The organism is Ruegeria sp. CH8 (assembly GCF_056536985.1).
In genome coordinates, this window is sequence record NZ_JBQFQR010000001.1 from 324724 (window position 1) to 348727 (window position 24004).

Genomic DNA, 24004 nt, shown 5'->3' on the forward strand with positions numbered 1-24004 from the left:
TGCAGACCTTTTCGGTTGCGGCGAATAGGTTGTTTGATCGCCGCTGGCTGCCGCAAGCGGAATGCCGCTTTATTTCTTTGAGTTATCCAATCAGAACAAGCCGATCATGGTGTAGGTTGCCGTGGTAAAAAAGGGAATAGAGTTTCAAACACTCAGTCAGTAAGCCACTCACGCGAAAAAAACCGGGCTTATCACCAATGTACTTGCCAACAGCGACCCGCACCCAACGCCCGAAACAGTAAAAACCGCACCCTGATTGGGCCATGTCGCAAACCAGTTTGTCTGTATTGGTTGAGGTTCAACATCAGGGGCCCAGCCCGCAACGTGAACCTTGGATCAATGCCTGAGCAAATACACGCCGCCGGTGCAGCAGGTTTCCGCTACGTAAACATAGCCCCCCTTTGCGATCAACAAAATTTGCTCTACGCCCTAAGTACCGTTTTGATAGGGGTCAAAATGAAGTTCAGCGTGTTGGAAATTTGTTGCATCTTGCTTGCAAGCGCAGTGGCTGTGGCCGGATTCGTCGAGGCCGCAAACGCATTGATTTCGGCCATCTGAAATAGGGTCCGGCTGAACAGTGTCAGGTTCCAATCACTTTGTTACGCTGGCTGCTAACTCCTCCTGTACAGTCGCCAATTCTGCACAACACTTGTCTTTCATTTATGCAGTATGGGCGGTTTGAGACAGCAAACGCGAAATTCTGTCACAACAGGCAAGACACCTGGTCACAGCGACCGAAACACTTGTTCAATACCGATATGCACAGCAAATGAACTAGCGAGTGCTTGCGCGGAAATTCGCAGCACTGTTTTACTGCTACCAGAGTTGTTCATCTTGAGGAAAACCGCCTGCATCTAAACATAGCACTGAGGCTCACAGGCTTCACAGATCGTTAGAACTATTTCTACGCGGCGGCAGATTGGGAGCTACGCTGCGACATCCACTCCTGGATTCGGTCAACCTGTTGTTCGCTCAACCGGAGGCCCAACTTATTCCGGCGCCAGACAACATCTTCGGCCTTGCGCGCGTATTCCTTGTCCATCAACCACTCCAGTTCCCGAGCGGTCAGAGTTGCCCCAAAATCTTCGCCTAAGTCCTCGAAGGTTTCAGCATTTCCGAGAAGAGCACGGGCTTCGGTACCATAAGCCCGGACAAGGCGTTCAGCCCAGGCACGATTCAAAAACCCAAAATCGGCTTCAAGCCCAGCCACAAGATCCTGTACGCCATCAACAGGGAAATCTCCGCCGGGCAAGGCAACGCCCGCAGTCCAGGGGCCTGGCAGGTCCGGGAAATACTCCGCTACTTTTTCCAGGGCACTCTCTGCCAATCGCCGGTACGTCGTGATCTTTCCGCCAAAGACGTTCAACACAGGCGCCCCGCCCTGCGCGTCCACTTTCAGTGTATAATCCCGCGTGGCCGCAGTCGCACTACTGGCGCCGTCATCGTACAGAGGACGAACGCCGGAATAAGTCCAAATGATATCGTCGCGAGTGATTGGATCTTTGAAGTACTTCGTGGCAAAGGCGCACAGATACTCCTGTTCCGCTTCAGTACAGACCGGAGGTTCGGATGGGTTCGAATGATCCTGATCCGTGGTGCCGATCAGGGTGAAGTCTCGCTCATACGGAATGGCAAAGATGATGCGGCCATCCTCGCCCTGAAAGAAATAGCACTTGTCGTGGTCAAACAACCGGCGAGTCACGATGTGGCTGCCGCGCACCAGCCGGACACCTTCGCGAGAGTTCACGCGGATTTTTGTCCGAATGATATCGCCGACCCACGGTCCGCCGGCATTGATAAGCATCTTGGCCCGGACGACACGCGTCTCGTCGCTTTCACAATCCCGGATCGTCACTTCCCACAGATCATTCACACGTTCCGCAGAAAGGACCTCGGTACGGACCATGATCTGTGCCCCGCGCGCCTCGGCATCGCGGGCGTTGAGGACGACCAGACGCGAATCTTCGATCCAGCAGTCCGAATACTCATAGGCCGTTTCGAACTTGTCCTGCAGTGGCCGCCCCTCGGGTGCGGCTTTAAGATCCAGTGAGTCCGTGCCCGGAAGGATTTTACGCCCACCCAAGTGGTCGTACATGAACAGTCCCAGCCGGATCAGCCACGCCGGACGACGCCCCTTCATCCAGGGCATGACTGTGCTCAGCAGGCGCGAGGTCGGGGTTTCTGAGTCAAACCGCATATCCTCGTGATACGGCAGCACAAACCGCATCGGCCAACTGATATGTGGCATTGCGCGCAACAGGGTTTCGCGTTCGATCAGCGCCTCGCGCACAAGGCGAAACTCAAAATACTCCAGATACCTCAATCCGCCGTGAAAAAGCTTGGTCGAGGCCGAAGACGTCGCCGAAGCCAGATCGTTCATCTCAGCCAATGTCACCGACAGCCCACGCCCCGCCGCGTCGCGTGCGATGCCGCACCCGTTGATGCCGCCGCCGATGATGAAAAGATCAGAGACCTGATCCTGTGCCTGTTTCATATCCGGATGATTCCCCATTGGTGGAAACGCGCGCTCATTAACCTTAGAGGCCCTCGTTTCGTCAATGTTTGTTTTCGTTTTTGTTCGTTTTGTCACAATGCGTGCCAATATTTGGTTCCTTAGAGGTTCTTCTGTTGAGAAATTCGGAAAACAGAACAAAAACGAACTAACCCAATTCGGAGCCAAACGTGTCCTTATCTTTTCGCCAGTCAGACATCTTGAACATCGCCAGACAGGACGGCCGCGTGATGGTCGAGGATCTGGCCGCGAGGTTCGAGGTCACAGTTCAGACCATTCGCCGTGACCTGTCGGAATTAGCCGATATGGGGAAACTGGACCGTGTGCATGGCGGGGCGGTCCTGCGTTCAGGCGTTTCGAACATCGGGTACGAAGACCGTCGCTCCCTGAACGCCGACACCAAGGCGCGTATAGCCCAACACTGCGCGCAGGATATCCCGGACGGGGCGTCCGTGTTCCTGAACATCGGCACCTCGACCGAGGCCGTTGCCCGGCAATTGCTGGACCACAAGGATCTGATGGTGGTGACCAACAACATGAACGTCGCAAACATCCTGGTCGACAATCCAAATTGTCAGATCGTTGTAGCCGGTGGTGTGTTGCGCCGCTCGGACGGAGGGCTGATCGGTAACCTGACAATCGCAACCATCGAACAGTTCAAATTCGACTATGCGATTATTGGGTGTTCGGCTCTAGATGCTCAGGGGGACCTTCTGGATTTCGACTTTCAGGAAGTGCGGGTCAGCCAGACCATCATCGCGCAGGCGCGCAAGACCTGCCTTGTGGCCGATCAGTCCAAATTCCAGCGCAGCGCGCCGGCGCGAATTGCCTCACTGTCAGAGGTCGACGTGTTCTATACCGACCAGGCCTTGCAAAACGATCTGGCCCGCAAATGCAAGGAATGGCAGACGCAGGTAAAGCTATGCGGTTGACGTTAAGTAATTCTCACTAAAGGTGAATCCCGGACACTGGTTCTTGCCAGATGGGTCATCGCCTGACACACTCACTAGTATTGCAATCGTCGCACGGGAGGGGAGATCCGGGCCATGATAGCGCTTTTATTTGCGTTACTTACAGCCACCATGGGGCTGAACTATTTCAATCGCACGACAGCCGCCAATGTGCTGTTCTTTTTCACGCTGGCGTTGAGTGTGTATTGGCTGAAATTCCACGCCACCAGCCAACTGACAATCCAGTTGTAGGAGAGCCGTAATGACACCCGAACTCTCTCGCACTCTGAATGCGATCGGCATGCTGGCCGTCAGCCTCGTGCTGTTGCTGGCCTATGTCTATCAGTTGAAACTCTATGAATTGCCCTGCCCTCTTTGTCTGTTACAGCGTGTCGGTTTTGTAGCAGTCGGCGTAGGGCTTGGCCTGAATCTGCTGTACGGCGCGCGCCCTCAACACTATGCCATCATGTTACTAGCGGCGCTGTTTGGCGGGAGTGTCGCGGTGCGCCAGATCCTGCTGCATATCGTGCCGGGCACCGGGCATTACGGCTCGCCCGTTCTGGGGTTGCACTACTACACCTGGGCCGCGATCTGCTTCTTCCTGATCCTGCTGGGCACTGCGGTCATGCTGATGTTTGACCGCCAATATGACAGCGAGCTCAAGCCTCGCTTTGGCGGTAGCACACTGGCAAAAACCGCGTTTTTAATCATGCTTGGCTTAGCGGCGCTGAATGCAGTCTCAACTTTGATCGAATGCGGGCCGGGAATCTGCGCGGACCCACCCACAAGCTACAAATTGATTGACGAAGTGGGTGGCAACGGCTGAGGATGGGGCAACCTTCCCAATAAGGAGGCACGAGCATGGGATTACTGGGACAGCCGCTTGGCTATTACGACTATCTGACATTCGTGGCACTGATCTTACTGCTTGCGGCGGTGATGGCGTTATTTCTGTTCCTTATGGGGCTACCGGGACGGATTGCGATCAAGCGCAACCATCCCCATGCCGAAGCCGTAAAGATCATGGGCTGGATGGGATTTCTGGCCGTTGTCCCTTGGGTTCATGCCTTCATGTGGGCGTTCCATGATGGCGTCACGGTCGATATTCGCCGTACTCCGGACGATGAAAAAGATGCTATTCGAAAAGAAATCAAGCGATTGGGCGGAAAAGTGAACGAGGAATACCGAGACCCGCTGGACCCGGACGAAACCCAGAAGAGCTAAGGCCAAAGGAATTTTCAGACTATGTTCGTCGCCCTCGGCATTACGCTGTTCTACATCATTTTCGTCTGGTTCATTTTCTTCAAGGTCCGATGGCTGAAATTCAACATCACTTGGGGGATCGTCACCTTTTGGATCGGCGCACACCTGTTACTGGTGTTTTTGGTTGCGCTGCGGTTCTTTCAGCCCTTCTCGGTTGACAGTCACGTTGTCCGCTCGACCATTCAGATCGTACCACGCCTAACTGAACCGACCATTCTGACCGAGGTGCTGGTCGAACCGAATATCGAGGTCAAGAAAGGTGATCCTCTTTATCGCTTTGACGACACCGTGTTCTCGCTGGAGGTTGAAGAGGCCACCGCGCAGTTGGTCGCAGCCGAACAGAACGCCAAGATTCTGGAACAGGATGTGATCGTTGCGGCCGAGAATGTTGAACGCGCAAACGCTCAACTGGCCTACGCGCTAACGCAACAGGCCCGTTATGAAAATCTTGTACCCGCAGGTGGCGCGCGTCAGGACGAACTGGATCGATGGAACGAACAAGTCACTGAGGATCAGGCGCAAATCAAGGAAGCCGAGGCCAATCTGGAAAAGGCGCAATTGGCGTTGGATTCTCAGATTGACGGGGTGAACACGGGCATCCTGCAGGCTCAGGCGCAGTTGGAGAAAGCCCAGTACTTTCTCGATAACACAACGATTTACGCGCCTGAAGATGGCATGATCGTGTCACAGCAGGCGCGTCCGGGTTTGGTCGTGGGTGACATTCGCCTCGGGGCAATCGCCAGTTTCGTCACCAAAGACAACCCCTACATTCTGGCCACCTATCGCCAGCAGAACCTGAAATTCGTCGAAGTTGGTCAACCCGTTGAGGTCGCACTTGATCTCTATCCCGGTGAAATCCTGACCGGCAAGGTCGAGGCGATCTGGTGGGCAACCCGTCAAGGTCAGTACCTGCCCTCGGGCCGTCTACCCGGCTTTGAACTGCCTAAGCTGCCGGGGCGCATTGCGGTGCAGATCTCGGTCGATATTCCGGATGGTCACACTTTCCCTGCCGGTGGGCACGGGGCGGTGGCGATTTACACCGGACAGGGCAAAAGTTTTGAGTTCCTGCGGCGTATCAATATCCGCCTTTACTCCTTCGCCAACTTTATCCGGCCACTGGATATCTAAGGACGCATGACATGACCCGGTCCAGACTATACCGCAGACTGATGGGCACCGCCCTGAGCGCAGCACTGCTGGTGAGTTGCGCGCCGGTCGGCCCCGATTTCGTGCGCCCGAACTCTCCGGTCGTGAAGGAATGGATCGAGGTTAACAGCCCCAGCACCGGCCCCAGCGGCCTGACCTCGCGCAGCGCGCCGGTGGTAAAATGGTGGGAGACGTTCAACGACCCCACCCTGAACAAACTGATCGCTGAGGCCTATGCCCAGAACCTTGACCTGCAGGTGGCCGGAGCCCGTGTTCTGCAAGCCCGCGCGCAGCTTGGGATCGCATTCGGAGAATTGTATCCGCAATCGCAGGCCATCGGAGCGTCGATTGAGCGGCGGCAGATCAGTGAAAACCTGGGGCCGATTTCAGATATCAACCGGATCATTCCTCTGGATACCGAATTTTCGACCTCGCAAGTTGGGTTCGATGCGCAGTGGGAGTTGGACGTATGGGGCCAGCAACGCCGCGGCGTTCAGGCGGCACGGTCCAATCTGGCCCTTCAAGTGGCGAATTACGACGACGCGTTGGTGACCCTGACCGGGGATGTGGCCGCGCTTTATGTGAACATCCGTGCCTTGCAGGAGTCTCTGGCCGTTGCGCGAGAGAACATCCGTCTGCAACAAGACTCCGCCGACCTGACCGAACTACGTTTCAACAACGGCGTGACGACCGAGTTGGACGTGCAGGAATCCGCCGCTCTGCTGAACAACACCAAGGCTTTGGTGCCCGAGATTGAAAGCGACATTCAGCAAGCCAAAAATGCGCTGGCCGTTTTGCTGGGGCAACCGCCCTCCCGTTTGACCAGCCTGTTGGGCAATTCGGGGCGCATCCCTTCGGCTCGCTCCAACGCGGCCGTTGGTGTTCCGGCCGAATTGTTGCGCCGTCGCCCGGATGTTCGCGCGGCCGAGTTGGCAGCGGCCACGCAATCAGCTCAGGTCGGAATTGCGATGGCCGATCTCTATCCGCAATTCATTCTTTCGGGGTCCATCGGCCTTCAAGCCTCAGGCGGGCGGGACTTGTTTTCCTCGGCCAGTTCCACCGGGCTGGCCAATGCCGGAGTGGTCTGGAACGTGCTGAACTATGGGCGGATCAAGAACAACGTTCGTGCGCAGGACGCGGCTTATCAGGCGCTGATCGCGAATTATCAGAACACCGTCCTGACTGCCTATTCCGAGGTCGAAAGCGCGATGGTCGCCTATGCCCAGTCGCGCAAACAGGTCGGGTTTTATGAAAATAGCGTAGCAGCATCTCGCAAAGCAGCCGAGATCGCGGTGGATCAGTATCGCGACGGCATCGCCGACTATTCCCGGATCCTGAACACACAGACCGCGCTACTGCGGTCGCAGGCCAATCTGATTGAGGCGCGGCAGCAGGTGTCCAGTAATCTGGTGGCGGTTTACAAAGGTCTGGGCGGTGGCTGGCAAATCCGCCAAAATCAGGAATTCCTCCCCGAAACCGTTCTGGCCGAGATGGCCTATCGAACCGACTGGGGCGATCTGCTGCAGGAAACTCCGACCCGCGCCAGCCTGAACTGAGGGCTATTTCGTCAGCCCGCGCAACCCGCCGGAGATCAGGATATTCACTTCGTAGAGGATACGTGGCGCGGCCAAGCCACCAGGGCTGGCCAGATAATTCGGGCTCCACTCCGGATCGAATTTCTGCTTGAACGACCGCAGCCCTTCGAAGTGATAAAATTGCTCTCCATGCTCATAGACAAACCCGCCAACACGGTTCCAAAATGAGGCCAGTTGCCGGTTTTCGATCCCTGAAAATGGCGCGGCGCCCAACGAAAACCAGTGGAACCCCTGCTCTGCGCCCCACGACATCATCTCGGCAAACAAAGCGTCCATAATGAAGTTCGATCCGTCCGGCTCATACCGCATCAGGTCCAGTGACAGTTCGGATTTGTGACCGCCCTGGAACAGATTGGCAAAGGCGACGATCTGGCCTGTGTCGCCTTTCCTCAGCACGGCATGGTCGAAGTAAGACAGGTACTTCTCGTCAAACCCGCCGAGGGCAAACCCCTTCTCCTCACCCGCTTTTTGTTGAAGCCAGTCATCTGAAATCTTGCGCAGTTCGGGCAAGACCGGGGCCAGTTCCTCTTTCGGAATGACCTCAAACACATAGCCTTCGCGTTCCGCCCTGTTCTTTGCCTGCCGGAACCGCTTGCGAGACTTGCCGTCCAACGAGAAGTCTTTCAGCGGCACACGTGCAACTTCACCGATTTTCAAGATCGACAGGCCAAGGTCGAGAAAAGTCGGCAGGTACTTTGTAGACACGCTGTAAAATGCGCACAGCTTACCTTCGCGGTCCGCCATTTCGCGCAGTTGCCAAATCAGTTGCTGTCCGGCCTTTTCCTCCCCAACTGGCTCTCCCTTGGTGATCAGCGCGTTGCCGGTATCTGCATAGGCTAGAAACGCGCTTTCATCCGGTGCAATCAGGAATTGCTTGTCACCCGTCAGCGAAATCTGAGCCTCGGTATCTTCGCTTTCCAACGCAAGACGCTCGACCGCAGGCGGAATCTCAGTTCGCTCCAATTGCGGAATTTCCCGCCCGAACAGCGAATTCACGGCCACGACACCCAGGATCACCGCCACCACAAGGCTCGACCGCAAAAAGCGCGAGGCATCGCCGTTCCACGCGAACTCCCACCACAGAGCGTTTTGATATTCGACGTGGGAATAGGCGAACAGACCGATCCAGAAGATGACCGCCAGCAAGGCGAAGACACTGACCAGCCACGGGATGTTCAGGCGAAAGATCGACGCGCCGCTAACGCGATAGAAGGCCCCACGGAATGTGGCAAGTACAGCGATTGAAGCCAACATGCCGATGGCTTCATGCGTATCCAACCCCTTGGTCAGTGAGGCGACGAAACCGGCCACCATCAGCAGCATCGCGACGATCCACGCGCGATAGAGCTTGCGGAACAACCCCCGCGACACAAGGATCAACAGCACGCCAACCGCGCTGCCTGCCAGATGCGAGGCCTCGACAAACGACAGCGGCAGGAAATCCCGCAGCATTCCAAGCTTCTGCGTACCCGTCGGCAAGGCGCCCGAGACCAGCAGGATGATCCCCGCGACAGCGGTCACACCCGCGGCCACCATTGGAACAATCGGTCGGATCGCACGATAGACCCAAGTGGCCGCGCCGCTGATGTGATGCCGATGCGTCAGTGCCGAAGCCACCGAAATCGACAGGCTGGCGATAACGAACGGCAGGAAAGTGTAGACCAACCGATACAACAACAAAGCCGCGATCACGTCCGACCGGCCCGAAGCACCCAGTCCAGCGATCAACGTCGCCTCAAACGCACCGATCCCGCCCGGGGCATGGCTGACGATGCCAACTGCAATCGCTCCGATGTAGATCGTGAAGAAATAGGGATAACCGACCCCAAGGTCATCGGGCATCAGTGTATAGAGCACCATCGAGGCGCCAAACAGATCCCCGATCGCGGCAAGAGTCAGCAAGCCAGCCAGCTTGCCGCCGGGCAGGTTGAACCCTAACCCGCCATAGGCCAGCCTTCTCCCTCCTTTAGCGAGCCACAGAAACAGGGCCACAAGCGCTGCCAACAGGCAAAGACCGATTACAGTTTCTGTTGTATCACTGATGGGCAGAACGTTGGATATCCCGTCTGGATGTAGGGTCAGCAGTATGCCCAGCAACAGAACCAGCCCTGACCAGAACGCGATCCACGAGGTCGCAATAACACCCGCTACCCGGCTCAGGTCCAGCCCAAGCGAGGCATAGATGCGGTACCGGATGGCCGTACCGGTGATGTAGGAAAACCCGAGGCAGTTGGACACGGCATATCCGCTGGCTCCTGCCATCCCTGCGACCGGCAATGGCACCTCTCCATCCGCCACGCTCTGCACGGCGAACACGTCGTACATGGACAGGGACAGAAAGCTGAAACAGGTCCAGCAGAACGCAACGAACATCAGCGTCCACGACGTATTCGCCACATCCGTCTGCACATCCCCCCATTTCACGTGGTGAGACAGCTCATGCAGTACCACCAGCGCGATCAGGGTGACCAAAATTGGCACAGCAATCCTGACCAGAGGTTTTTCGAGAAACCCGGTGACCCGCTCGGCCAAGCGTACAGCCCAAAGCTCTTTGTCTGTCTCTTGCGTGGTCATGGTATTTCCCTGCTCTGAGGTTCTGCAATGATCCCGCGCGCGGATGGATCGCGCGAGGAAACTCTTGCACATTTTCCTTGAACCTCAAAGCACTATGGGTGGGTCAGACGCGGCCCTTACGCGTAGACAGCAACAGGTTGGTCTCGGACTTGGTGATCCCCTCCATCCGCCGGATCTGGAACAGGACCTCGTCCAGTTCAGCCAGCGTCTCGGTTCCGATTTCGGCGATCAGGTCCCAGCTGCCGTTGGTCGTATGTACAGCACGGACCTGACGCAGGGCGGCGATGCGGGCCATCGTGCGTTCGGTTCCGCGGCCTTCGATTTCCAGCATCATCAACCCGCGCACCGGGCTTTCCGCTACGTCTTGCCGGGTCAGGACGGTAAAGCCTACGATCTCACCTGATTGCTTCAGGCGTTGCAGCCGACTGCGTACTGTCGTGCGGGTAACCCCCAAGGTTTCGGCCAACTCGGACAGCGATGCCCGAGCGTCCCGGTGCAGGGCATTCAACAGCCTGCTATCCAAATCGTCCATGACGGTTTCTCATTTTGCATATCTAAGTTTCATTTTGAACAATTTGCCCTCTTCTCGCAACCCGGCCCGCAGCCCTAAATAGTCACATGGACAACAAACACGTAATATTGGTCGGCGCGCCGATGGACGCGGGCAAGCGGCGTCAGGGCTGCCGAATGGGGCCGGACGCCTATCGCGTGGCGGGTCTAGATCAGGCATTGTCCGATCTTGGGTACCAAGTGACCGACCTTGGTGACATCAGCCCTGACGAAACGGGCACCCCCGAACACACCCATCTTTTCGCCCTGCCCGAAGTGATCGGCTGGACCAGCGCCTTGAGCCGAACAGCGGTGGATACCGCCCCGAAAGGCCTGCCAATCTTCATGGGCGGCGATCATGCGCTATCGATGGGCACCGTCGCAGGAATGGCCGCCCATGCCGAACATATTGGACGCCCCCTTTTCGTGCTTTGGCTGGATGCCCATAGCGATTTCCATACCCCCGACAGTACCGACAGCGGCAACCTGCATGGCACACCGGTGGCATACTTTACCGGCCAGCCCGGTTTTGACGCTTTCCCCACTGTGCCGGCCCCGGTTCCCACCGACCGCGTCGGTATGATCGGCCTACGGTCGGTTGACCCTGCCGAACGCGCCCGACTGGAACAGGACCATGCGATGCTGGCCGATATGCGCAGCATTGACGAACACGGGATCAAAGCACCCCTGATGGCGTTTCTGGATCGGGTTCGAGCGGCCAACGGCATCCTGCATGTCTCACTGGACGTCGATTTCCTTGATCCCTCCATCGCCCCCGCCGTCGGCACCACTGTCCCCGGTGGTGCGACCGAACGCGAGGCGCATCTGGTGATGGAACTGCTGCACGAAAGCAGCCTCGTTTGTTCGCTGGATCTGGTCGAACTGAACCCGTTCCTCGACGAGCGTGGACGCACCGCAAAACTGATGGTCGATCTGGCCGCTTCACTAATGGGCCGCCGCATCTTTGACCGCCCAACCCGGAGTTTCTGATGCAGTCTCTGCAAGCCCCTTCAGCCGTCGTGATGATCCGGCCTCATGCGTTTACTTCAAACCCCGAAACACATGGCGACAATGCGTTTCAAACTCTCGCCATGCACGCGGCACCCTCTGTCGCGGCACGCGCGGAACATGACACGGCGGTCGCTCAGCTGCGTGACGCCGGAGTAAGGGTTCACGTCTTCGACGATCACGGCGACCTGGACACGCCGGACAGCGTTTTCCCGAACAACTGGTTCTCGACCCATCCCGGTGGGCACGTGGCGATCTATCCGATGTATGTTCCGTCGCGCAGACGCGAACGCCGCGCGGATGTAATTGAAGTGTTGAAACAAGAATACCGCGTTCAGGACGTGATCGATTATTCCGGGCTGGAACAGGATAAGCTGGCGCTGGAAGGCACTGGCGCGATGGTCTTGGATCACATCGGTCGCGTGGCCTACACCGTGAAATCCAACCGTGCCGACCCTGTGTTGCTGGAGCGGTTCTGCACCCATTTCAACTATGAACCCATAGTGTTCGAGGCGAAGGATGCAGAGGGGCGCGACGTCTATCACACCAACGTTCTGATGGGCATCGGCACCAACTACGCGCTGATCTGTCTGGACATGATCACCGACCCGGAACGGCGCGCGACGGTCAAGGCGCGGCTTGAGGAAAGCGTTCGCACGGTCATTGATCTGAGCCACGAACAGATCGCCGAGTTCGCCGGAAACGCCATCGAACTCAGCGGTCGTGACGGTCTGGTGCTGGCGCTGTCCAGCCGGGCGCTTGCCGCGCTTACATCTGAACAAATCGCCACGATCGAGGCCAGCGCCACGCCGCTGCCGCTCTCGGTTCCTACAATTGAAACTGCCGGTGGATCCGTGCGCTGCATGATTGCAGGCATCCACCTGTCCCGCCGATAGGAGACCCCGATGCAACCTTCTGACAAGGCGCTTGTGCCTTTCGTATCCGTCGACAACATGATGCGCCTGGTGCATCACGTCGGGGTCGAGCGGATGATCACTCAGATCGCGGCCCAGATCGAATCCGATTTCAAACGCTGGGCGAGCTTCGACAAGACCCCGCGCATCCCGGCCCATTCGCCGCATGGTGTGATTGAGCTGATGCCAACCTCCGATGGTGAGGCCTATGGGTTCAAATACGTCAATGGCCACCCCAAGAACACGTCTGAGGGGTTGCAGACCGTCACCGCCTTTGGCCTGCTGGCCGATGTTTACACCGGATACCCCACCCTGCTGACCGAGATGACGATGCTGACCGCGCTGCGAACAGCGGCTACCTCGGCACTGGTTGGTAGCTATCTGGCACCGAAATCATCCTCGGTCATGGCCATGATCGGCAATGGTGCACAGTCAGAGTTCCAATGCCTGGCTTTCAAGGCGATGTGCGGGATCACCACCGTGCGCCTCTATGACACCGACAGCAACGCGACAAGGAAATGTGCCGCCAACCTGCAAGGGACTGGCCTGACGGTCGTGCCTTGCAGCACCCCTGAAGAGGCAATCGAAGGTGCACATATCATCACCACCTGCACGGCCGATAAGAAATACGCGACGATCTTAACCGACAACATGGTTGGCCCTGGTGTGCACATCAACGCCATCGGCGGCGATTGCCCGGGCAAGACAGAACTGCACCGCGATATCCTTCTGCGCTCGGACATCTTTGTTGAGTACCCCGAACAAACGCGGATCGAAGGCGAGATTCAGGCGCTGGATGACGATCACCCAGTTACTGAGATGTGGCAGGTCATGACCGGCCAAGCCGAGGGTCGCCGCGACGATCGTCAGATCACTCTGTTCGACAGCGTCGGCTTCGCGATCGAGGATTTTTCGGCCCTGCGCTACATCAAGTTTGCAATCGAAGGCACTGACTTCTTTGAACCTTTGGACATGTTGGCTGACCCTGACGACCCTCGAGATCTGTATGGGATGCTGATGCGGGCAAGCTGAAGAACCCGCAAATGGCTGTACCTCGCCCCCGGCTAACCTCTGGGGGCTTTTTTTATCCGGCCAGAGACGGCAGGTAGAGAACGATGCCCGGGAACGCCACAAGCAGAGCAATGGTGACGCCGTCCGCGATGAAAAACGGGGTCACGCCTTTGAATACGTCCTGCACGCTCAGGTCCGGGCGAACGCCTGCGACCACGAAACAGTTCAGGCCGATGGGAGGCGTGATCAGACAGAACTCGGCCATTTTGACGACCAGTATCCCGAACCAGATCGCGCACATCGGGCCGGACATGCCGAACGTGCTGTCTGCCGCGCTGACCGCCTCGCCCCCGTTCAGGGCTATCACCGCCGGGTAGACCACAGGTAAGGTCAGCAGCAACATTCCGATGGCGTCCATGAACATGCCCAATACGGCATAGGCTAGAAGGATGCAGATCAGGATCAGCATCGGCGACATTTCCAATGAGGTGATCCAGTCCGAAAATGCCCCCGGCAGGTCGGCAAACCCCAGAAACCGCACATAGATCAGCACGCCCCAGATGATCGAGAAGATCATTGCTGTCAGCTTGGCGGTTTCCAACAACGCCGATTTCAATTCGGTCCATCGCATCCCGTGGAATAGGGCAAAGCAGAAGACGATGAAGGCTCCAATAGCACCGCCTTCGGTCGGCGTACCCCAAGCCCTTTCGCCGAACGGGTTATAGACAAAGCAAATGATGATGAGGATCACGGCTACGATCGGAAAGGCTCCGGGCAAGGAGGCGAACCGCTGCTTCCATGTAAAGCCTGTGACCGGAGGGCCAACGTTTTTGAAGAACAACGCGATACCGACAATCAGCAACCCATAGATCACCGCCGAAAATGCACCCGGAATGAAACCGGCCAGCAGCAGCTTGCCCACATCCTGCTCAACGATGATGGCGTAGATCACAAGAATGGCCGAGGGTGGGATCAGCGAGGCCAGTGTCCCCCCGGCAGCAACGACCCCGGCGGCAAATTGCTTGTTGTAACCAACCTTCAGCATCTCGGGAATGGCGATACGGGCGAAAACGGCAGATGTTGCGACTGACGCGCCTGATACGGCCGCAAACCCGGCGGTCGCAAATACGGTCGAAACTGCAAGCCCGCCCGGCACCCACGCCACCCAGCGCTTGGCGGCCTCGAACAATGCGCGTGTGAGGCCCGCATAATAGGCCAGGTAACCGATCAGGATGAAGGTCGGGATCAGGCTGAGTGTATGGGCGGCCACTTTCGAATGCGGCACCTGCCCTGCCGTTTTGACAGCAACTGTCAGCGCTTTACCAAAACGGTCAGGGTCGTACCCAAACTTGGCCCAGAAAATCCAGACAAGTCCCACCAACCCGGCAAGACCCGCAGCAAAAGCCACGCGCATGCCCGTGACCACCAGAACCAGCAAGCCAGCAGTGACCCACAGACCAATGTCTATCGTGTCCATGTGTTAGTCCTGCCCTTCAAATTGCTCGGCTTCAGCGGCAGCTTGCGCCGCAGCATCCTGGATCAAAGGCACAGCCACAGGATGCTCCAACCCCAGCACGAATGCGCGGCCATAGCCCCAGATCTGCAGCACCAGCCGTACGCACAGCACTGAAAACGCCACTGGCGCCAGCAGCTTGGCTGGCCAGAGTGGGATTCCGATGTCAATGGAACTGTCCCGGCTCCATAGCGGAGCGCCAAAGTCGAAGGAGCGGTCGAAATGGGACCAGCTGCCCCAGACCAGCGCCAGCATCAGCACAAGGATCAGGACGACCGAGATCAGCTCGAACAGCCACAGCGCCCGACCATGCAGGCGTGAAATGACAATGTCCATCCGGATGTGGCCGCCCTCGCGTTGCACATAGGAAATGCCCAGAAAGGCGATCAAAGGCATGGCTTGTTCGATCCAGTCCACGTAGCCCGGCAGCGGCGCGTTGATCGCGTTGCGCCCACTGACCGAAACCACGGCCAATACCATCAGCCCGAATACGGCCAAACCGCTGATCAAGGCCAGAAACTGCTCTAACTTCAATAGATGACGGTCCAGCCGACTGATGCGGCTGCCGTCCTCAAGCACCGTGGCCTGTCCTGCCATTCCGGTGTTCCCCTGTTTTGGTATTGGTGTCCGGGTGCCCGGTCAGGCACCCGGATAGGGCAATCAGTTGCCGCCGCGTTGCTGTTTCAGCGTTGTTTGAACCAGATCGTAGAGGTCCTGAGCCGGAAGACCCTGAGCGGACATATCCGCAATCCACCGTTCGCGGATCGGATCGGCGGCCTTGGTGCGGAACTCTTCGATCACGGCATCGTCGATCTCGACCTTCTGGACGCCCTTTTCGTCCAGAACGCTGTCCCATTTCTCAAGCAACCCGCCATAATTGGCGAGGTAGTGATCAATCGCTTCGCTGATCGAACTGTTCAACGCTTCGCGATGTTCGGCGGGCAGCGCCTCATAGGCTTCGATATTGACCACAACCGGGCAGTTTACAGTCCCGGGGTTCAGGTTGGCGGTCCACCAGTCGGCCTCGTTGATAGTGCCAAAGGACAGGTGGGCGTGCTGGGCGAAGGCAACCGTATCGACAACTCCGGACTCCATCGCGTTGAACGCTTCGGTAGCGGGAACCGAGGTCGGCACCCCGCCGACCGCTTCGAACGCCTGGCCCAGACCACCAGTCGCGCGGACGCGCATCCCGTCGAACTCGGCCAGTTCATCGCGCGGTTCACCAGTGCCCACGATATTGTACTGGGGCATGGGCGAGGTCATGATGATGCGCGCGTTCCACTGCGCCATCTCATCCTTGACCGCCGGGTGATCATAGACGGCATGGCTGACTGCCACCTCCTCTTCCAGAGTATTCACACCCAGAAACGGCAGCTCCAGCACGGTGATCGCGCGGTTCTTGTCGCGGTGATAGCCGGCACAGAACTGTGCCATCTCAAAAGCGCCGATCTCAATCCCGTCCAGGTTTTCCTTGGGCTTGGACAGGCCGCCATAGCTGACATTGATGGTAAACTCGCCACCAGTCTTTTCACTGACCAGTTCGGCCAGCCTTTCAACATGTTCGGTAAAGGCGCGCCGTTTTCCCCAGACAGACGCATTCCATTCGGTTGCTGCGGCCTCTGACACAAATGCAACACCCAAGGCGGCGACGGCAGCGCCGCTCAATATCTTTTTCATGATGAGTTCTCCCTTTGCTGCGCTTCTTGCTCAAGCGCTTGAGATTCAAGCTAGCGCCAACATTGGAATGTGCCAACCCCGGACGGACCGTCGCGCCGGCGCACGCAAGCGCTAACAACCAATAGGTGAATTCCCTGTGCGGAAACTTGTAAAAGCAGATGGCTAAGGGGCGGTTAGTTTATGTGACTTATAACAGACTGTTATTTTTATACTTTTTCCAAATTTTTCACATATGTTTACAAATATGAGCAGTTCATTGAAATTTATTTACAAACAAATGCTGAGATTTCGGTAATTTATTTCATTGTTTTCAGTTCTCCGTATTATCCGTGTCAGGGAGGAAACGGATCGACAGCGCTCGTAACACGGGCAAATATCGGTCCAGAAAATTCAGTCCAGAGGGAGGAGCCTCAAGATGACCACCGCTACCCAGGCAGATGCCAAAGTATATCCGCCGTCCGCTGCGACCGTTGCGCGTGCACATGTCGATGCCGTTAAGTACAACGAAATGTACAAGGCCTCGATTGAAGATCCCGACGCGTTCTGGGGTGAACAAGGTAAGCGTATCGACTGGATCAAGCCTTTTACCAAGGTCAAGGATGTCAGCTATGACTTCGGTTCAGTTAACATCAATTGGTATGCCGATGGGACACTGAACGTTTCCGCCAACTGCCTGGATCGTCACCTGAAAACACGCGGCGATCAGACCGCCATCATCTGGGAGCCAGATGATCCAAAAGACGAAGCCCAGTACATCACTTACTCGGAACTGCACCGTCGTACCTGCCGGATGGCCAACATCCTGGAATCGTTGGGTGTACGCAAAGGTGACCGTGTCGTTATCTACCTGCCGATGATCCCCGAAGCGGCTTATGCGATGCTGGCCTGTGCCCGTATTGGTGCAATCCACTCAATCGTGTTTGCTGGTTTCTCTCCTGACGCTCTGGCCGCACGTGTAAACGGCAGCGACGCCAAAGTTATCATCACCGCCGACGAAGCTCCTCGTGGCGGCCGTAAGACACCGCTGAAGTCAAACGCGGATGCGGCACTGTTGCATTGTAAAGACACGGTGAAGTGTCTGGTCGTCAAACGGACGGGCGGTCAAACCACCTGGGTTTCCGGCCGGGACTTCGACTATAACGAAATGGCGCTGGAAGCGGATGACTATTGCGCACCCGCCGAGATGAACGCCGAAGACCCGCTGTTCATCCTCTATACCTCGGGTTCGACTGGTCAACCAAAAGGAGTTGTCCACTCAACCGGCGGCTATCTGGTTTATGCTGCGCTGACCCATGAAGTCACTTTCGATTACCATGAAGGTGACGTGTACTGGTGCACTGCGGATGTGGGCTGGGTCACCGGTCACAGCTATATCGTCTACGGCCCACTAGCCAATGGCGCGACCTCGGTGATGTTCGAGGGTGTTCCGACATATCCGGACGCAGGTCGCTTCTGGGAAGTCTGTGCCAAGCACAAGGTCAACCAATTCTACACCGCTCCGACCGCGATTCGCGCCCTGATGGGTCTGGGCAACGAGATTGTCGAAAAGCACGACCTCAGCGACCTGCGCACACTGGGCACCGTGGGCGAGCCGATCAACCCCGAAGCCTGGAACTGGTACAACGAGGTCATCGGTAAAGGCAAATGCCCAATCGTTGACACCTGGTGGCAAACCGAAACCGGCGGTCATCTGATGACCCCCCTGCCCGGCGCACACGCTATGAAACCCGGTGCGGCCATGAAGCCTTTCTTTGGCATCGAGCCGGTAGTTCTTGATCCTCAGTCAGGTGTCGAAATCAACGGCAACGGTGTCGAGGGTGTTCTGTGCATCAAAGACAGCTGGCCGGGTCAGATGCGCACCGTCTGGGGTGATCATGAACGGTTCGAGAAAACCTATTTCTCGGATTACAAAGGCTACTACTTCACCGGTGACGGCTGCCGTCGCGACGATGATGGTGATTACTGGATCACCGGTCGCGTCGATGACGTGATCAACGTTTCGGGTCACCGCATGGGCACTGCCGAGGTCGAAAGCGCCTTGGTGGCGCACGCAGCTGTGGCCGAGGCCGCTGTGGTGGGGTATCCCCATGAAATCAAAGGGCAAGGCATCTATTGCTACGTCACTCTGATGAATGACCGCGAACCCAGCGATGAGCTGCTGAAAGAGCTACGCACCTGGGTCCGGACCGAGATCGGTCCGATCGCTTCGCCGGATGTGATCCAATGGGCCCCGGGCCTGCCTAAGACCCGTTCGGGCAAAATCATGCGCCGTATCCTGCGCAAGATTGCCGAGAACGACTTTGGCTCGCTGGGTGACACCTCGACCCTGGCCGATCCGTCGGTGGTCGATGACCTGATCGCAAACCGCGCGAACAAGTGAGTGAGGATGTGATGGACGCTGCCGCTACCACTACTCCCGCCGTTCTGATCCTTCTCGGGCCTCCGGGCGCCGGGAAGGGAACGCAAGCGCGTATGCTGGAAGACAAGTTCGGGCTGGTTCAACTCAGCACCGGTGATCTGCTGCGCGAAGCCGTCGCTGCAGGCACCGAGGCTGGTCTGGCCGCCAAGGCCGTCATGGAGGCCGGTGATCTGGTTAGCGACGAGATCGTAATCGCCATCCTGCGCGACCGTATGGCCCAGCCGGATTGCGCCAAGGGCGTCATTCTGGATGGTTTCCCGCGCACCACGGTTCAGGCCGAAGCACTGGATGGCTTGCTGGCATCAGCCGATCAAAAGATCAGCGCCGCGATCAGCCTTGAAGTTCAGGACGCCGAAATGGTGATCCGCATCTCGGGCCGTTACACCTGCGCCGGCTGCGGTGAAGGCTATCACGATCAGTTCAAGCAGCCTGCCGAAGACGGTAAGTGCGACAAGTGTGGCCACACCGAATTCAAGCGCCGTGCGGATGACAACGCAGAAACCGTGGCCTCGCGCCTCGCTGCGTATCACGCGCAGACGGCACCGCTGATTGACTACTATCAGGCTCAGGGCGTGCTGAAAGGCATCGATGCCATGGGCCAGATCGATGACATTGCCAACGACCTGCAAGGGCTCGTCAGTGAGGTCATGAGCTAAGGGGAGGAGATAAGCCCCCCGGGCTTTGATCCTACAACGGAATACTTCAAAGGACCCGCCTTGGCGGACCGGTGGAGTTTTGCCTGGCGCCAATTCGGTGTTCGGCACAATCGAGAAGCGGCCCGGCGCACTGGAGGAGTTGGGTGACGGGCCGCCCAACGAGGAAGCAAGGAGGAACCCGCAATGGCGGATAATTCTACAAACTCCGCGCAGACTGCCGAGGCCGACAAGGGCTATTGGCAGGCTAACCTGCGCCTCATCTACATCAGCCTCGCGATCTGGGCGCTGGTGTCTTTTGGATTCGGCATTCTGCTGCGTCCGTTGCTGTCGGGCATCGCCGTTGGCGGTACCGATCTGGGCTTTTGGTTCGCTCAGCAGGGATCGATTCTGGTCTTTCTGGTGCTGATCTTCAACTACGCCTGGCGAATGAACAAGCTGGACGCCGAACACGGCGTGGACGAAGAGTAAGGGAGAGCGGGGAAAATGGATCAGTTTACCATCAACCTGCTGTTTGTTGGCGCATCCTTCGCGCTATACATCGGCATCGCGATCTGGGCCCGCGCGGGTTCCACATCGGAATTCTACGCCGCCGGTCGCGGCGTTCACCCGGTCACCAACGGCATGGCGACAGCGGCGGACTGGATGTCCGCGGCCTCGTTCATTTCGATGGCGGGCCTCATTGCCTTTACCGGCTATGACAACTCGACTTTCCTGATGGGTTGGACCGGTGGCTACGTGCTGCTGGCTCTGCTGCTTGCGCCTTACCTGCGTAAGTTCGGCAAATACACCGTCTCGGAATTCATCGGCGACCGCTTCTACAGCCAGACCGCACGTATCGTTGCGGTGATCTGTCTGATCGTTGCTTCGGTGACCTACGTTATCGGTCAGATGACTGGCGTGGGCGTGGCCTTTGGCCGCTTCCTTGAGGTCTCGAACACGTCCGGTCTGCTGATCGGTGCCTGTGTCGTGTTTGCCTACGCGGTGTTCGGCGGGATGAAGGGTGTAACCTACACCCAGGTTGCTCAGTACTGCGTGCTGATCACAGCCTACACCATCCCGGCGATCTTCATCTCGCTGCAGCTGACCGGCACGCCGATCCCGGCCCTGGGTCTGTTTGGTGACACCGCCAGCGGTGAGCCCCTGCTGACCAAGCTGGACGCGATCGTAACAGAGCTGGGTTTTGCTGACTATACGGCGCACCACTCGAACACGCTGAACATGGTTCTGTTCACGCTGTCGCTTATGATCGGTACTGCCGGTCTGCCGCACGTGATCATGCGCTTCTTCACCGTGCCGAAAGTGTCTGACGCTCGTTGGTCCGCTGGCTGGACGCTGGTCTTCATCGCTCTGCTGTACCTGACCGCCCCTGCGGTTGGCGCAATGGCGCGTCTGAACATCACCGACATGATGTGGCCCAACGGTGGCATCGAGGGTGGCGCTGTCTCGGTCGAAGAAATCGACACTGATCCGCGCTATGACTGGATGAAAACCTGGCAGAAAACCGGTCTTCTGGATTGGGAAGACAAGAACGGCGACGGCAAGATCCAGTACTACAACGACCAGTCCGAAAAGATGCAGGAAATTGCTGCGGAAAAAGGCTGGGTTGGCAACGAGCTGACCAAGTTCAACCGTGACATCCTGGTTCTGGCCAACCCCGAGATTGCCAACCTGCCGGGTTGGGTGATCGGTTTGGTTGCGGCCGGTGGTCTTGCGGCTGCTCTGTCTACCGCTGCGGGTCTGTTGCTGGCGATTTCGTCGGCTGTGTCCCACGACCTTGTCAAAGGCGCGATCAACCCGTCGATCTCTGAAAAAGGAGAGCTTTTGGCGGCGCGGATTGCTATGGCTGTGGCCATCGTTGTTGCAACCTATCTGGGTCTGAACCCACCGGGCTTTGCGGCTCAAACGGTTGCTCTGGCCTTCGGTCTGGCGGCTGCCTCGATCTTCCCGGCGCTGATGATGGGGATCTTCTCGACCCGCATCAACAACACCGGTGCAGTCTGCGGTATGCTGGCTGGTCTGATCGTAACCCTGGTCTACATCTTCCTGCATAAGGGCTGGCTGTTCATTCCTGGCACCAACTCGTTCACCGATGCTGACCCGCTTCTGGGTCCGATCAAGTCGACCTCGTTCGGCGCCATCGGTGCGATGATCAACTTTGCAGTCGCATTTGTTGTAGCCGGTATGACCAAAGAGACTCCGAAGGAGATCGTTGAATTGGTCGAAAGCGTACGCATTCCCCGTGGCGCGGGCGCAGCTCAGAACAAATGAGCATGATGCGGCATATGGTTAACTTCCATATGCCGCGTTTTTCGATCTACTACTCCCGCCCGGCACACCACCGGGCGGGATTTTTCAACCAAAGACCCAGGATTTCTTGATGCCCCTCTCACATGACCAGATCACCCGGTTTCTGAAATCCGTACATCCCTACGACGCCCTGCCCGCCGAAACGCTGGACGATCTGGCCAAACAGATCGAGGTGTGGGAAGTGAATGAGGGCTCTGCTGTTTATGAGCTTGGCCACACACTGCCCGGCGTATTCCTGATCTACGAAGGTCAGATCGAGATAACCGATGAGAATGGCGCCGTGGTCTCTCATCTCGGCCTGCGTAATTCCTTTGGCGAACGTGGCCTGCTGAAAGACGGAAAAGCCGCAACACATGCGCACGCCGGCACGCCGACCGTTCTTTTTGTTCTGCCTCCCGCTGTGGTCCGCAAACTGATCGACAATCATGACTTCGTTGCCAAGTTCTTTGACCGCACGCGCGGCGAGCGTTCCAGCCCGCTAAGCCTGGCCACCAGTTCGATTGATGTCCTGATGGCCCGCAACCCGGCCACTTGCCCCGCCTCCATGCCGGTTCAGGAGGCAGCGCGACTGATGCGTGACCGCCATATTTCGTGCCTGTGCGTGACCGAGGACGAGGCTTTGCTGGGCATCGCCACGCTGCGTGATATTTCGGGCAAATACGTGGCAGACGCCATGCCCAACACCACACCGATTTCCGCGATCATGACCGCTGATCCGATCACCCTTTCACCGTCTGACATTGGCTCGGACGTGCTGCATGTGATGATGGAACGCGGGATTGGTCACATCCCGGTCGCCGAAGCCGGCAAGCTGGTTGGCATCGTAACGCAAACCGACCTGACCCACTATCAAGCCGTCAGCTCAGCCGAGTTGGTCCGTCAAATCGCCCTAGCCAATTCGGCGGTTGAAATGGCACAGGTCACAGCCGAAATCCCGCAATTGCTGGTGCAACTGGTTGCGGCCGGCAACCGGCACGAAATCGTCACCCGCCTGATCACCGACATTGCCGACACCGCCACCCGGCGGCTGCTGGCCTTGGCTGAAAAGAAACTGGGGCCGCCGCCGGTGCCCTATCTGTGGCTGGCTTGCGGCTCGCAAGGGCGTCAGGAACAGACCGGAGTGTCGGATCAGGACAACTGCCTGGTTCTGGATGACAGCGTGACCGACGCCGACATGTCCTATTTCGCAGAGCTGGCCAAATTCGTCTCGGATGGTCTGGATACCTGCGGATATTTCTATTGCCCCGGTGACATGATGGCGACCAATCCGCGCTGGTGTCAGCCGGTGCGCGTCTGGCGCGACTATTTCAAAGGCTGGATCGCGAAGCCTAACCCCGAGGCACAGATGCTGGCATCGGTCATGTTCGACCTGCGCCCAATCGGCGGCGCGTTCGAGTTGTTCTCTGATCTTCAGACCGACACGCTGGCCGCCGCCAATGCAAACTCGATCTTCGTGGCGCATATGATCTCGAACTCGCTGAAACACACGCCGCCTCTGGGCCTGCTACGCGGCTTTGCCACGATCCGCTCGGGCGAGCATCGCAACACGCTGGACCTGAAACACAACGGCGTGGTGCCTGTGGTCGATCTGGCCCGCGTCTACAGCCTGCAGGGCCAATTGACCGAGGCCAACACCCGCGCCCGCCTGAAAGCGGCCGAAGCCGCCGGAGTACTCAGCCCAGCAGGCGCGCGGGACATTCTGGACGCCTATGACCTGATTGCCGAAACCCGGTTGGAACATCAGGTAAGGCTGATCAAATCCGGTGAAAAACCCGACAACTATCTTCCGCCATCCGCGCTGTCGGATTTCGAACGAAGTCATCTGCGCGACGCCTTTGTCGTCGTAAAAACGATGCAATCGGCGGTGGGCCATGGCAAAGGTATGCTGGGCTAGGCCATAAAACACAAAC

20 protein-coding genes are annotated in these 24004 nt (G+C 57.6%); 14 read left to right on the forward strand and 6 right to left on the reverse strand.

All coding sequences use genetic code 11. The features are described from left to right. Nucleotides 1-904: 904 nt before the first annotated feature. Entirely contained in the window at nucleotides 905-2494 is a 1590-nt protein-coding gene (gene glpD / locus ACR0ER_RS01620) for a glycerol-3-phosphate dehydrogenase (RefSeq protein ID WP_480767434.1), read from the reverse strand. 188 nt (nucleotides 2495-2682) lie between these two features. On the opposite strand from glpD, the gene ACR0ER_RS01625 reads away from it, so the two are divergent. The 6 genes from ACR0ER_RS01625 to ACR0ER_RS01650 all read left to right on the forward strand — a co-directional run bounded on the left by ACR0ER_RS01625 (nucleotide 2683) and on the right by ACR0ER_RS01650 (nucleotide 7427). Further along, nucleotides 2683-3444, forward strand: a complete 762-nt coding sequence (locus ACR0ER_RS01625) for a DeoR/GlpR family DNA-binding transcription regulator (protein ID WP_480767435.1) — start codon at nucleotides 2683-2685, stop codon at nucleotides 3442-3444. 114 nt (nucleotides 3445-3558) lie between these two features. Beyond that, nucleotides 3559-3714 carry a DUF5993 family protein gene (locus ACR0ER_RS01630; RefSeq protein WP_170331252.1) on the forward strand — a complete coding sequence of 52 codons (156 nt, stop codon included), beginning with the start codon at nucleotides 3559-3561 and terminating at the stop codon, nucleotides 3712-3714. A gap of 10 nt (nucleotides 3715-3724) precedes the next feature. Beyond that, entirely contained in the window at nucleotides 3725-4288 is a 564-nt protein-coding gene (locus tag ACR0ER_RS01635; protein ID WP_480767436.1) for a disulfide bond formation protein B, read from the forward strand. A 35-nt stretch (nucleotides 4289-4323) separates the two neighbouring features. Continuing rightward, entirely contained in the window at nucleotides 4324-4686 is a 363-nt protein-coding gene (locus ACR0ER_RS01640; protein WP_480767437.1) for a DUF3302 domain-containing protein, read from the forward strand. 21 nt (nucleotides 4687-4707) lie between these two features. Continuing rightward, a complete protein-coding gene (locus tag ACR0ER_RS01645; RefSeq protein ID WP_170331245.1) occupies nucleotides 4708-5853 on the forward strand; it encodes an HlyD family secretion protein in 1146 nt (381 codons plus the stop codon). A gap of 11 nt (nucleotides 5854-5864) precedes the next feature. Then, nucleotides 5865-7427 carry an efflux transporter outer membrane subunit gene (locus tag ACR0ER_RS01650; protein WP_480767438.1) on the forward strand — a complete coding sequence of 521 codons (1563 nt, stop codon included), beginning with the start codon at nucleotides 5865-5867 and terminating at the stop codon, nucleotides 7425-7427. 3 nt (nucleotides 7428-7430) lie between these two features. Here ACR0ER_RS01650 and mprF read toward each other — a convergent pair whose 3' ends face one another. Both mprF and ACR0ER_RS01660 read right to left on the reverse strand, forming a co-directional pair. Beyond that, nucleotides 7431-10040 carry a bifunctional lysylphosphatidylglycerol flippase/synthetase MprF gene (gene mprF, locus ACR0ER_RS01655; RefSeq protein WP_480767439.1) on the reverse strand — a complete coding sequence of 870 codons (2610 nt, stop codon included), beginning with the start codon at nucleotides 10038-10040 and terminating at the stop codon, nucleotides 7431-7433. 103 nt (nucleotides 10041-10143) lie between these two features. Next, a complete protein-coding gene (locus ACR0ER_RS01660; RefSeq protein ID WP_170324645.1) occupies nucleotides 10144-10572 on the reverse strand; it encodes an Lrp/AsnC family transcriptional regulator in 429 nt (142 codons plus the stop codon). Nucleotides 10573-10658: 86 nt separating this feature from the next. Between ACR0ER_RS01660 and rocF the strand changes: the two genes are divergently transcribed. Genes rocF through ACR0ER_RS01675 form a run of 3 tightly spaced genes read left to right on the forward strand, consistent with a single transcriptional unit; the run spans nucleotide 10659 to nucleotide 13543 of the window. Then, the gene (gene rocF / locus ACR0ER_RS01665; protein ID WP_480767440.1) at nucleotides 10659-11579 is read left to right on the forward strand and encodes an arginase; all 921 of its coding nucleotides are present in this window, start codon (nucleotides 10659-10661) and stop codon (nucleotides 11577-11579) included. Continuing rightward, a complete protein-coding gene (gene ctlX, locus ACR0ER_RS01670; protein ID WP_480767441.1) occupies nucleotides 11579-12493 on the forward strand; it encodes a citrulline utilization hydrolase CtlX in 915 nt (304 codons plus the stop codon). The genes rocF and ctlX overlap by 1 nt, the downstream gene beginning before the upstream one ends. Before the next feature lie 9 nt (nucleotides 12494-12502). Further along, nucleotides 12503-13543, forward strand: coding sequence for an ornithine cyclodeaminase (locus ACR0ER_RS01675; RefSeq protein ID WP_480767442.1), 1041 nt, complete (start codon nucleotides 12503-12505; stop codon nucleotides 13541-13543). Between the two features lie 52 nt (nucleotides 13544-13595). Here the strand turns inward: ACR0ER_RS01675 and ACR0ER_RS01680 are convergent, their stop codons facing one another. The 3 genes from ACR0ER_RS01680 to dctP all read right to left on the reverse strand — a co-directional run bounded on the left by ACR0ER_RS01680 (nucleotide 13596) and on the right by dctP (nucleotide 16712). Then, nucleotides 13596-14999 (reverse strand): TRAP transporter large permease, encoded by a 1404-nt coding sequence (locus ACR0ER_RS01680; protein ID WP_480767443.1) that lies wholly within the window; start codon nucleotides 14997-14999, stop codon nucleotides 13596-13598. Between the two features lie 3 nt (nucleotides 15000-15002). Continuing rightward, nucleotides 15003-15632, reverse strand: a complete 630-nt coding sequence (locus ACR0ER_RS01685; protein WP_480767444.1) for a TRAP transporter small permease subunit — start codon at nucleotides 15630-15632, stop codon at nucleotides 15003-15005. Between the two features lie 63 nt (nucleotides 15633-15695). Next, nucleotides 15696-16712, reverse strand: coding sequence for a TRAP transporter substrate-binding protein DctP (dctP, locus tag ACR0ER_RS01690; RefSeq protein WP_480767445.1), 1017 nt, complete (start codon nucleotides 16710-16712; stop codon nucleotides 15696-15698). Nucleotides 16713-17127: 415 nt separating this feature from the next. Here dctP and acs point away from each other — a divergent pair, with 415 nt between their 5' ends. The 5 genes from acs to ACR0ER_RS01715 all read left to right on the forward strand — a co-directional run bounded on the left by acs (nucleotide 17128) and on the right by ACR0ER_RS01715 (nucleotide 23988). Further along, nucleotides 17128-19092, forward strand: a complete 1965-nt coding sequence (gene acs, locus ACR0ER_RS01695; protein WP_480767446.1) for an acetate--CoA ligase — start codon at nucleotides 17128-17130, stop codon at nucleotides 19090-19092. 11 nt (nucleotides 19093-19103) lie between these two features. After that, nucleotides 19104-19787 carry an adenylate kinase gene (locus ACR0ER_RS01700; RefSeq protein ID WP_480767447.1) on the forward strand — a complete coding sequence of 228 codons (684 nt, stop codon included), beginning with the start codon at nucleotides 19104-19106 and terminating at the stop codon, nucleotides 19785-19787. Between the two features lie 183 nt (nucleotides 19788-19970). Continuing rightward, nucleotides 19971-20255 carry a DUF4212 domain-containing protein gene (locus tag ACR0ER_RS01705; protein ID WP_170331222.1) on the forward strand — a complete coding sequence of 95 codons (285 nt, stop codon included), beginning with the start codon at nucleotides 19971-19973 and terminating at the stop codon, nucleotides 20253-20255. Nucleotides 20256-20270: 15 nt separating this feature from the next. Next, nucleotides 20271-22055, forward strand: a complete 1785-nt coding sequence (locus tag ACR0ER_RS01710) for a sodium:solute symporter family protein (protein ID WP_480767448.1) — start codon at nucleotides 20271-20273, stop codon at nucleotides 22053-22055. A gap of 109 nt (nucleotides 22056-22164) precedes the next feature. Next, a complete protein-coding gene (locus ACR0ER_RS01715) occupies nucleotides 22165-23988 on the forward strand; it encodes a DUF294 nucleotidyltransferase-like domain-containing protein (protein ID WP_480767449.1) in 1824 nt (607 codons plus the stop codon). The last annotated feature ends 16 nt before the right edge of the window (nucleotides 23989-24004 follow it).

What these genes read in the sequence shown, in the direction of transcription:
- ACR0ER_RS01640 (WP_480767437.1), top strand. Translation starts at nt 4,324, where the DNA reads ATGGGATTACTGGGACAGCCGCTTGGCTATTACGACTATCTGACATTC.
- ACR0ER_RS01710 (WP_480767448.1), top strand. Translation starts at nt 20,271, where the DNA reads ATGGATCAGTTTACCATCAACCTGCTGTTTGTTGGCGCATCCTTCGCG.
- dctP (WP_480767445.1), bottom strand. Translation starts at nt 16,712, where the DNA reads ATGAAAAAGATATTGAGCGGCGCTGCCGTCGCCGCCTTGGGTGTTGCA.
- ACR0ER_RS01680 (WP_480767443.1), bottom strand. Translation starts at nt 14,999, where the DNA reads ATGGACACGATAGACATTGGTCTGTGGGTCACTGCTGGCTTGCTGGTT.
- ACR0ER_RS01635 (WP_480767436.1), top strand. Translation starts at nt 3,725, where the DNA reads ATGACACCCGAACTCTCTCGCACTCTGAATGCGATCGGCATGCTGGCC.
- acs (WP_480767446.1), top strand. Translation starts at nt 17,128, where the DNA reads ATGACCACCGCTACCCAGGCAGATGCCAAAGTATATCCGCCGTCCGCT.
- mprF (WP_480767439.1), bottom strand. Translation starts at nt 10,040, where the DNA reads ATGACCACGCAAGAGACAGACAAAGAGCTTTGGGCTGTACGCTTGGCC.
- ACR0ER_RS01685 (WP_480767444.1), bottom strand. Translation starts at nt 15,632, where the DNA reads ATGGCAGGACAGGCCACGGTGCTTGAGGACGGCAGCCGCATCAGTCGG.
- ACR0ER_RS01650 (WP_480767438.1), top strand. Translation starts at nt 5,865, where the DNA reads ATGACCCGGTCCAGACTATACCGCAGACTGATGGGCACCGCCCTGAGC.
- ACR0ER_RS01630 (WP_170331252.1), top strand. Translation starts at nt 3,559, where the DNA reads ATGATAGCGCTTTTATTTGCGTTACTTACAGCCACCATGGGGCTGAAC.
- ACR0ER_RS01705 (WP_170331222.1), top strand. Translation starts at nt 19,971, where the DNA reads ATGGCGGATAATTCTACAAACTCCGCGCAGACTGCCGAGGCCGACAAG.
- ACR0ER_RS01660 (WP_170324645.1), bottom strand. Translation starts at nt 10,572, where the DNA reads ATGGACGATTTGGATAGCAGGCTGTTGAATGCCCTGCACCGGGACGCT.
- ACR0ER_RS01645 (WP_170331245.1), top strand. Translation starts at nt 4,708, where the DNA reads ATGTTCGTCGCCCTCGGCATTACGCTGTTCTACATCATTTTCGTCTGG.
- glpD (WP_480767434.1), bottom strand. Translation starts at nt 2,494, where the DNA reads ATGAAACAGGCACAGGATCAGGTCTCTGATCTTTTCATCATCGGCGGC.
- ACR0ER_RS01675 (WP_480767442.1), top strand. Translation starts at nt 12,503, where the DNA reads ATGCAACCTTCTGACAAGGCGCTTGTGCCTTTCGTATCCGTCGACAAC.
- rocF (WP_480767440.1), top strand. Translation starts at nt 10,659, where the DNA reads ATGGACAACAAACACGTAATATTGGTCGGCGCGCCGATGGACGCGGGC.
- ACR0ER_RS01700 (WP_480767447.1), top strand. Translation starts at nt 19,104, where the DNA reads ATGGACGCTGCCGCTACCACTACTCCCGCCGTTCTGATCCTTCTCGGG.
- ACR0ER_RS01715 (WP_480767449.1), top strand. Translation starts at nt 22,165, where the DNA reads ATGCCCCTCTCACATGACCAGATCACCCGGTTTCTGAAATCCGTACAT.
- ctlX (WP_480767441.1), top strand. Translation starts at nt 11,579, where the DNA reads ATGCAGTCTCTGCAAGCCCCTTCAGCCGTCGTGATGATCCGGCCTCAT.